The 7,500-nt window shown below is 70.6% G+C and carries 10 protein-coding genes; 3 read left to right on the top strand and 7 right to left on the bottom strand.

Translation table 11 applies throughout. The features are described from left to right. Together HUW62_RS44240 and HUW62_RS44235 are read left to right on the top strand one after the other, a co-directional pair. Positions 1-545, top strand: a 545-nt coding sequence (locus tag HUW62_RS44240; RefSeq protein WP_176437871.1) for a sulfite exporter TauE/SafE family protein, incomplete at its 5' end; no start/stop codon positions are given. Continuing rightward, positions 542-997: a DUF1634 domain-containing protein gene (locus tag HUW62_RS44235; RefSeq protein WP_163869669.1), complete on the top strand. Its 456-nt coding sequence runs from the start codon at positions 542-544 to the stop codon at positions 995-997. The genes HUW62_RS44240 and HUW62_RS44235, both read left to right, overlap by 4 nt. Before the next feature lie 5 nt (positions 998-1,002). On the opposite strand, the gene HUW62_RS44230 is transcribed toward HUW62_RS44235, so the two are convergent. The 6 genes from HUW62_RS44230 to HUW62_RS44205 form a co-directional block, all read right to left on the bottom strand. After that, on the bottom strand, positions 1,003-1,506 hold the full coding sequence (locus HUW62_RS44230) for a histidine phosphatase family protein (RefSeq protein WP_176437870.1): 504 nt from the start codon (positions 1,504-1,506) through the stop codon (positions 1,003-1,005). Positions 1,507-1,565: 59 nt separating this feature from the next. After that, the gene (locus HUW62_RS44225; RefSeq protein WP_163869671.1) at positions 1,566-2,510 is read right to left on the bottom strand and encodes a metallophosphoesterase; all 945 of its coding nucleotides are present in this window, start codon (positions 2,508-2,510) and stop codon (positions 1,566-1,568) included. Between the two features lie 12 nt (positions 2,511-2,522). Then, positions 2,523-3,878 (bottom strand): cell wall metabolism sensor histidine kinase WalK, encoded by a 1,356-nt coding sequence (locus HUW62_RS44220; RefSeq protein WP_163869672.1) that lies wholly within the window; start codon positions 3,876-3,878, stop codon positions 2,523-2,525. A gap of 12 nt (positions 3,879-3,890) precedes the next feature. Further along, positions 3,891-4,571 (bottom strand): response regulator, encoded by a 681-nt coding sequence (locus tag HUW62_RS44215; RefSeq protein WP_163869673.1) that lies wholly within the window; start codon positions 4,569-4,571, stop codon positions 3,891-3,893. A gap of 108 nt (positions 4,572-4,679) precedes the next feature. Continuing rightward, positions 4,680-5,189 (bottom strand): hypothetical protein, encoded by a 510-nt coding sequence (locus tag HUW62_RS44210; protein WP_176437869.1) that lies wholly within the window; start codon positions 5,187-5,189, stop codon positions 4,680-4,682. Then, on the bottom strand, positions 5,186-6,109 hold the full coding sequence (locus HUW62_RS44205; RefSeq protein ID WP_163869675.1) for a tetratricopeptide repeat protein: 924 nt from the start codon (positions 6,107-6,109) through the stop codon (positions 5,186-5,188). The genes HUW62_RS44210 and HUW62_RS44205 overlap by 4 nt, the downstream gene beginning before the upstream one ends. A gap of 163 nt (positions 6,110-6,272) precedes the next feature. On the opposite strand from HUW62_RS44205, the gene HUW62_RS44200 reads away from it, so the two are divergent. Next, a complete protein-coding gene (locus HUW62_RS44200; RefSeq protein WP_163869676.1) occupies positions 6,273-6,875 on the top strand; it encodes a DUF177 domain-containing protein in 603 nt (200 codons plus the stop codon). A gap of 130 nt (positions 6,876-7,005) precedes the next feature. Here HUW62_RS44200 and rpmF read toward each other — a convergent pair whose 3' ends face one another. Beyond that, the gene (gene rpmF, locus HUW62_RS44195; RefSeq protein WP_163869677.1) at positions 7,006-7,194 is read right to left on the bottom strand and encodes a 50S ribosomal protein L32; all 189 of its coding nucleotides are present in this window, start codon (positions 7,192-7,194) and stop codon (positions 7,006-7,008) included. Between the last annotated feature and the right edge of the window lie 306 nt (positions 7,195-7,500).

Genomic DNA, 7,500 nt, shown 5'->3' with positions numbered 1-7,500 from the left:
GGCGCGGGGTGTACCTCGTCTTCGGCGCCGTCATGGCCTACTCGGCGCTGGTGATGCTGCGGCGGATGAATTCGACGGAAGTCGCGCCGGTGCCCGAGGACGCGCTGGCGGACCGGCTGGGGCTGCACGGCAGCTACTGGGACGAGTCCATGGGCCGCGAGGTGGACTACCGCGTCACCCGGCCGTTGGCGGGGCTGGGGTTGATGTACGTGGCGGGCACGGTGAGCGGCATGCTGGGCATCGGCTCGGGCGCGCTGAAGGTGCCCGCCATGGACCTGACCATGCGGCTGCCGCTGAAGGTCTCCACGGCCACCAGCAACTTCATGATTGGCGTGACGGCGGCGGCCAGCGCGGGCGTCTACTTCGCGCGAGGGCACATCGACCCATTCATCGCCGGCCCCGTGTGCGTGGGCGTCACGCTGGGCGCGTGGCTGGGCTCGCGGCACCTGATGGCGAAGGTGAATGCGTCGTGGCTGCGCGCCCTCTTCGTCTGCGTGCTGCTGTGGGTGGCCTTCGAGATGCTGCGCAAGGGGTGGTCGTCATGAGCGAAGCGCCGTCGTCCGAGCCTCGTCCCCCGCCGCCCGCCAGCGTCACGCTGCCCGCGGCGCCGGAGGCGGTGCCCCTGGTGCCGGAGCTGCTCATCAGCGACTTGCTGCGCTACGGCGTCCTCGTCAGCCTGTCGCTGGTGACGCTGGGCACGACGGTGACGTTCTTCCGCCACCCCGACTATCTGGTGTCGTCCGAGGCGCTGGAGCGTCTCACCGCGCCGCACCCCGTGCCGCACGGGCTGGCGGACGTGGTGGCGGGCGCCATGGCCGCGCGCGGACAGTCCTTCGTCATGGCGGGGCTGTTGGTGATGATGGCCGTGCCGGTGATGCGCGTGGCGCTGTCGCTGCTCATCTTCCGGCAGCAGAAGGACCGGCTCTACGTGGCCATCACCACCGTGGTGCTGACGCTGCTCCTGGTGTCCTTCCTCGTGGGCGCGGCGGAGGGCTGAGCCCTTCACTCGTCCGTGTCGTAGCGCTTGAGCGCGCGGCCCGGCGCGGCCCACCAGACGAGCTGGAAGCCCGCGTCGTCCCCGGTGGACCGGAGCGCCACGGCGGTGCCCTTGCGCAGCTTCTCCGGCGCCTGCGTGTCGTCGCCCAGCGCGAGCGCGAGCGCCTGCTCCAGGGACGGGTTGTGGCCCACCAGCGCGAAGCCCGGCCCCAGCTCCCGCGCCAGGTCGACGATGCGCCGCGCGCCGCTCCTGCGCGGCACCAGCGCGGGGTGGACCTCCACGCGCGACAGGCCCAGGGCCTCGGCGAGCAGCTCCGCCGTCTGGACGGCGCGGACCAGGGGGCTGGTGACGATTCCCCGCAGCGGGGTGAGGCGGGCCAGCTTGCGCGCGTGCTGGCGGAAGAGGGCGCGGCCCTCCGGGGTGAGGGCGCGGGCCTCGTCACCCAGGACGTGGGTGTCTTCGGCCTTGGCGTGGCGGACGAGCAGCAGCGGCAATTCGCGAGCGGACATGGTGGCCTGCCTCAACCACCGGCCACCCGTCCGGGCAAGCAACGTCCTGGCGACAAACCTCAGCCGTCCAGGTCGTTCAACACATCCAGGGGCAGCGGCGTCGCGTCCGTCACCGTGCCGTCCATGTCCGTGGGCAGCGAGGTGGGGTCCATGTCCGGAGGCGCGCGGCCCTCCATGGGCACCGCCGCGTTGCGGATGGGGGCGCCCGGCGGTGGCCGCAGCACGGGGCCCGGAGGCGGCAGGCCGGAGTGGCGGCGCGCGGCCTCCATCAGCGCGTTGTGGTGGCGGTAGCGCGCCTCCACCAGCTTGTGGATGAGCAGCGGTCCACCCGGCACCCGGCGCGCGGTGAGGGCCTGGGTGGCCTTGCGCACGGGGTAGCGCACCCGGCGAATCTGCACGCGCCAGCCCTTGGGCGTGTACGTGAAGACGCCGTAGGCGGGGCGCAGGTCTCCGTCGCGCGGAATGCCCGCGCTGGCCACGTCGGCGATGAGCATGCGGCCCACGCGGCGGCGGTAGGGGAAGTGCAGGTGGCCGAAGGCGCATGCCGCCGCGTCCAGGTGCGCGAAGTAGCGGCGCACCGCGACGTCATCCAGCGTGGGGTCCAGCGACTCCTCGAGGTTGCGCGGGTTGGCGTGGCAGACGAAGAGGTCCTGCCCCTTGCGCGGCGTGTAGCGCACGGAGAAGGGCAGGGCGCCCAGTTGACGCAGGTGCGCCTCGCCGAGTTGATCTCTCGTCCAGCGCAGGAGCTCCGTCTTCCAGTGGTCTCGCTCGCGGTACGCACCGCCCAGGTAGTTCCCGGCGAGGTAGCAGTCGGTGTTCCCCATCAGCACCGAGTCGCAGCGGTCGAACAGCAGGTCCACCGTCTCGCGAGGGTGCGCTCCGCGCAGCGCGAGGTCGCCGGCGGCGACGATGTAGTCGGGCGCCACGGAGCGCGCGATGTCCTCCAGGACGGCCTCGCAGGCGGGGAGGTTGCCGTGAATGTCCGCGAGGATGGCGACCCGCATGGTCGTGCCATCCTACCCCGTCGCAGACCGAGCGGGAGCCGCCTGGGGCAGAAAAATGGTGAAGGTGCTGCCCTCGTTCGGTTGGCTCTCGACCTTGACCTCGCCGTCCATGGCCTGGAGCAGGTGTTTGACGATGGAAAGACCCAACCCGGTGCCTCCCATGTCCCGGCTCCGGCCCTTGTCCACCCGGTAGAAGCGCTCGAAGATGCGCGACAGGTGGCGCGGTTCAATCCCCACCCCGGTGTCCCGCACCCGCACCACGCACCGCCCGTCCTCACACGCTCCGTCCACGTCCACCCGCCCCCCGGCGGTCGTGTACTTCACCGCGTTGTCCAGGAGGTTGAGCAGCACCTGCTCCACCGCCCGCGGGTCTCCCACCGCCACCAGCCCCGCTGGGACGTGGAGTGAAACCACCTGTCCCTTGCCCTCGGCCTTGGGGCGCACCGTGTCGGCGGCCCGGGCGGCGGCCTCCGCCAGCGGGACGTCGGTGAGCTTCAGGCTCACCTGCTGCGACTCCAGGCGCGACAGCTCCAGGAGGTCCTCCACCAGCTCGGACAGGCGCTCGGACTGACGGTGGATGATTTCCACCATCCGTGGAGCCACCTGCGCGTCACCGAGCGCTCCGCCCTGGAGCGTCTCCGCGTAGCCGCGGATGGCGGTAATCGGCGTGCGCAGCTCGTGGGAGACGTTGGCGACGAAGTCCTTGCGCACCTTCTCCAGCCGGCGCAGCTCGGTGACGTCGTGGAAGACGGCGGCGCTGCCCGGCAAGTCGCGCCCCAGTGGCGTCACGCGCACGGACAGGGTGCGGGGGAACAGGCCTTCCAGGTCCAGCTCCAGGTGGGTGGAGGCCCCCTCCAGGCAGCCGCGCATGACGGCGTCGTGGAGCTGGTCATCGCGCAGGACGGCCAGGGGGCGCTGCCCGACGATGGGGGCGCCCGTCTGGAGGATGTTCCGGAGCGCGTCGTTGTGGCGGACGACGGTGCCCTCCGCGTCCGTCACCCAGATGCCCTCGGCCATGCTGTCCAGCACGGCGGTGAGGGTGCGGGACTCCTGGGTCAGCTCCGTGTTGCGCGCGGACAGGCGGGTGTGGAGCGTGTCGATGGCGCCCTCGAGGCTGGCCACCTCCTCCAGCCGGTCCGGGTCCGGCGCCGAACCGCCGCTGCCCTCGGCGCGGCCGCGCGTGCTGCGCGCCAGCCTGTCCAACTGCCGTTGCAGCGCGCCGCGGCTCAGGCCCAGCGCCATGAGGGAGCCCGCGAGGGTGATGAGCGCCACGGGCACCGCGGCGCCCGGCGTGCCCAGCATGGCCACGAGCAGCCCGACGAGGGTGGCCGGCAGGAGCAGCGGCAGGAGCGTGTAGCGCAGGGGCATGAGGCGGAACGCCTAGGGAGGACTGAGCTTGTAGCCGACGCCGCGCACCGTCTCGATGATGTCGCCCGCCGGGCCCAGCTTCTCCCTCAGGCGCTTGATGTGCGTGTCCACCGTGCGGGTGTGGATCTCCGCCTGGATGCCCCAGACGTCGGAGAGGAGGATTTCTCGCGTCTGCACCCGGTCACTGCGCTCCAAGAGCGTGCGCAGCAGGCGGAACTCCAGCGCGGTGAGGACCACCTCCACGTCCTTCACGCGCACCTGGTGGCGCGAGGTGTCCAGGAGGATGTCCCCGGCGGCGAGCACCTGTGCGGGCCCCTCGTCGGCGTCGCCCCGGCGCAGCACCGCCTTGACGCGCAGGAGCAGTTCGCGGACGGAGAAGGGCTTCACCACGTAGTCGTCAGCGCCCAGCTCCAGGCCCTGCACGCGGTCCGACTCCTGGCCCTTGGCGCTGACGATGATGACGGACGTCTTTCGCAGCTCCGGGTCCTGCTTGAGCATGCGCAGCACTTCGCCGCCCGCGATGTCCGGCAGCATCATGTCCAGGAGCAGCAGGTCGGGGGGATTCGCCCGGGCGCGGGCCAGGCCTCCGGCGCCGGTGTTCGCCGACTCCGTCTCGAAGCCCGCGGCCCGGAGGTTGTATTCGACGAGCCCGGCGAGGTCCTGCTCGTCCTCGATGATCAGGATGCGCGTCATAGGGTCCTCTGGGATGTCCTCTGGTGGCTCGACGGAAGGAGGTGTAGCGGAAAAGGGGCCGTGAGCGTGGGTGGCATGGGCACCCCGAGGGCGAGGGCGCCGGCTCGCTCAGGGAGAGATGGACGGGTCGCAGGACTGCTCGGTCAGCACGAGAGGCGCGGCGACCACCGGCACGTTGTCGCCGGAGTTGACGACCTTGAGGTAGTTGCAGGAGCTGCCGAGGAAGCGCGACGGCGAGCCCACGGCGATGGCCTCGATGACGAGCGCGTAGTCGCGGCCCACCGGCACGTCCACCGCGAGCGTCTGGCCCGCGCCGTTCTGCATCGCCGTCAGGTCCACGGTGAAGCGCAGCGCGCGCCCCTCGTTGCCGCGCGGATCCTCCAGCACCACCAGGTCCTCTCGCTTCACCTGCGTGTTGAGGCAGGTGCGCTGCAGCTCGGTGCAGCTGCGGCGCGAGCCGTCCTTCAGCACGCTCACCTGGAGCGCATGGACCTCGCTGGCCACCGCGCGCGACATCGTCACGTCCAGGCCGAAGCGGCCGACTGTCTCGGAGTCATCGGGGCCGCACGCACAGAGGACGGCGGCGAGCGGCAGGCACTTCAGGAGGCGGAGGCTCATGGCTGGGCGGGGTCCACGCGGATGGTGATGGGGACGCGGCCGCGGTCCTCGGAGGAGGAGAGGGCCACCACGCCGGCGGTGCCACCGATGGCCACCGCGCCCACGGCCACCCAGAGCCAGGGGCTCTTGTACCAGGGGCGTCCCTCGGAGGCCTCGGCGGCGGCCGCCGTCGAGCGCTGCGGTGCCACCTGGAAGAGCAGCGGCTGGAAGGAGTCACCCCGGCCGGCGAGACGGCGCTGCGCGGCGTCCACGACTTCGAAGTAGTACTCCACCTGGTAGGGCTCCGGCTCCACGGGCACGTCGTAGGCGGGGACGACGGCGCGGAAGCGCTCCTTCTCGCCACGGTCCTTCACGAAGTCCACGGAGTTGTAGGCCTGGTCTCCGGCGCGCCGGTAGAACAGCCGCGCGCGGGCACCCAGCGCCAGCTCCTGGATGGTGGCCTCCACGACGATGGGCTCGCCGCCGGGCGGGTCCGGAATCGGGTCCACGTCCAGCGTGACGGGACGCACGCGCCGGCTGCGGATGTCCTCCTTGATTCGAGCGTAGAGCGCGCGCAGCTTGGGCGGCGCGGTGCGGGGCAGCTCGTAGTCGGGCCGGGCCTGGAGCAGCTTTTCGTAGGCCTCGCGCGCCTGGTCCTCGTCGCCCAGGTACAGGGCGGTGAGGCCGAGCAGGCGGTAGAGCTCCACCAACTGGTCGTCGGTGACGTCCGGGGCGTCCAGGCCCGCCTGGAGCGTGCGGCGGGCCTCTTCGAACTCGCCGTCGTCAATTTGCTCGCGGGCGCGGGTGATTTCTGGGCTTGCTGGCCCGAGCTGGGAGAGGGCGGGCGCGGGGAAGAGGGGACGGGCCAGCCCCGGTGGAGCCAGGAGGCCCACGACGAGGATGAGTGCCCCCACGCGCAACGGCAAATCGTGCCTGTGCATCAAACCGACCCTAGCAAAGCGTTGTCTGGAGGATCCACGAAGGCCACCCCACCGGTGGTGACGGCGCAGTGACATCTTCGCGGTGCTGTTGAACCCGGGCGTGTTGACGGTGGAGGGGCCGCCCTCTATGTTGCCCGCCCAATTTTACCTGGATGTCGCGTAAATGCTCGTAAAGGTTGAACAAATTCATGAGTCGGGGCTGAAGCTGGACGAGCCCATCTCGCCGGAGCTGCTGGGCGCCGCGCTGGAAGGGACGGCGTCCGGGTTGGACACCGGCTTCCGGGCCACGCAGCCATCCCAGCTCAAGGCCACGCTGCGCAGGGTGAGCGGCGGGGTGCTGCTGAACGGCAACTTCACCGTGCACGTCACCAGTCCCTGCAAGCGCTGCCTGAAGGACGTGGAGCTGGCGCTGCCCGTGGTCTTCTCGCTGAACCTGGTGCCCGAGTCGATGGTCCGGGGCGACGACTTCAAGGACGACGACGAGAAGTCCATGGAGAAGAAGGAGCGTCAGCAGGGGGAGACGGGCGGCTCGTTCGAAATCGATGGCGTGGACCAGGAGGTCTTCAATGGGAAGACCATCGACCTGGACCCCATCGTCCGAGAGCAGCTGCTGTTGGCCCTGCCGATGAACCTGGTCTGCAAGGACGACTGCAAGGGCCTGTGCTCGCAGTGCGGCACGAACTTCAACGAGGCCCAGTGCCAGTGTGACACGAAGCCGGTGGACCCCCGGTTGGCGGCGCTGAAGAACATCAAGCTCGGCAACTGACGTCCGGAGAGGACGCCGGCCCCGCCGGGATTCGGGGCCGGAAAAGAGCAAGGGCCGCGACCTCCGATTGGAGAGGCGCGGCCCTTCGTGCTGCTCGACGCCCCTCTTCAGGAGCGTCACTGGCAAGGCCTCAGGCCCCGGCTTGGGGCAGCAGCTCCCGCCCCTTGTACTGGCCACAAGACGTGCAGGCGCGGTGAGGCATCACCGGCTCCTTGCAGTTGGGGCACTTGGTCACCTGCACGGCGGTGCGCAGGTTGTTGTTGCCAGCGCGACGAGTGTCACGACGCATCTTCGAAGTACGCTTCTTGGGGACGCCCACGGCTCACCTCTGTCTCACGCGCTGTGCCGGGGTCCCCGGCTGCCTGCGCAACATGTCGGTCAACACCGGCCTGGAAGCAGTCGCGACGAGCTCGCGTACTCCCGGTCCGGCTTGAAAGGCGGCGGACCCTAGCGGCTCATCAGGCCCGAGTCAATGCGCGTGTACTGCCCAGTCACACCACGACGTGTCTCGGGGCCGCCCGACCGCCAGATACCTCACGCGGTCCGCCGGGACAACGCTGGTGATGGGCTCTTTTCTGCCCGCCCCCGTGGATCATCCGAACCCGGGAGCCTCCCACCCTGTCTC

It is taken from the genome of Myxococcus sp. AM011, assembly GCF_013372595.1.
In the GTDB taxonomy this organism is placed as follows: Bacteria; Myxococcota; Myxococcia; order Myxococcales; family Myxococcaceae; genus Myxococcus; species Myxococcus eversor.
The sequence above is the reverse complement of the archived record's forward strand: the minus strand, read 5'-3'. Positions and strand labels throughout refer to the sequence as shown.

Excerpts from the sequence above, each read along its gene's own strand:
- HUW62_RS44235 (WP_163869669.1), top strand. The coding sequence starts at position 542 with ATGAGCGAAGCGCCGTCGTCCGAGCCTCGTCCCCCGCCGCCCGCCAGC.
- HUW62_RS44230 (WP_176437870.1), bottom strand. The coding sequence starts at position 1,506 with ATGTCCGCTCGCGAATTGCCGCTGCTGCTCGTCCGCCACGCCAAGGCC.
- HUW62_RS44225 (WP_163869671.1), bottom strand. The coding sequence starts at position 2,510 with ATGCGGGTCGCCATCCTCGCGGACATTCACGGCAACCTCCCCGCCTGC.
- HUW62_RS44220 (WP_163869672.1), bottom strand. The coding sequence starts at position 3,878 with ATGCCCCTGCGCTACACGCTCCTGCCGCTGCTCCTGCCGGCCACCCTC.
- HUW62_RS44215 (WP_163869673.1), bottom strand. The coding sequence starts at position 4,571 with ATGACGCGCATCCTGATCATCGAGGACGAGCAGGACCTCGCCGGGCTC.
- HUW62_RS44210 (WP_176437869.1), bottom strand. The coding sequence starts at position 5,189 with ATGAGCCTCCGCCTCCTGAAGTGCCTGCCGCTCGCCGCCGTCCTCTGT.
- HUW62_RS44205 (WP_163869675.1), bottom strand. The coding sequence starts at position 6,109 with ATGCACAGGCACGATTTGCCGTTGCGCGTGGGGGCACTCATCCTCGTC.
- HUW62_RS44200 (WP_163869676.1), top strand. The coding sequence starts at position 6,273 with ATGCTCGTAAAGGTTGAACAAATTCATGAGTCGGGGCTGAAGCTGGAC.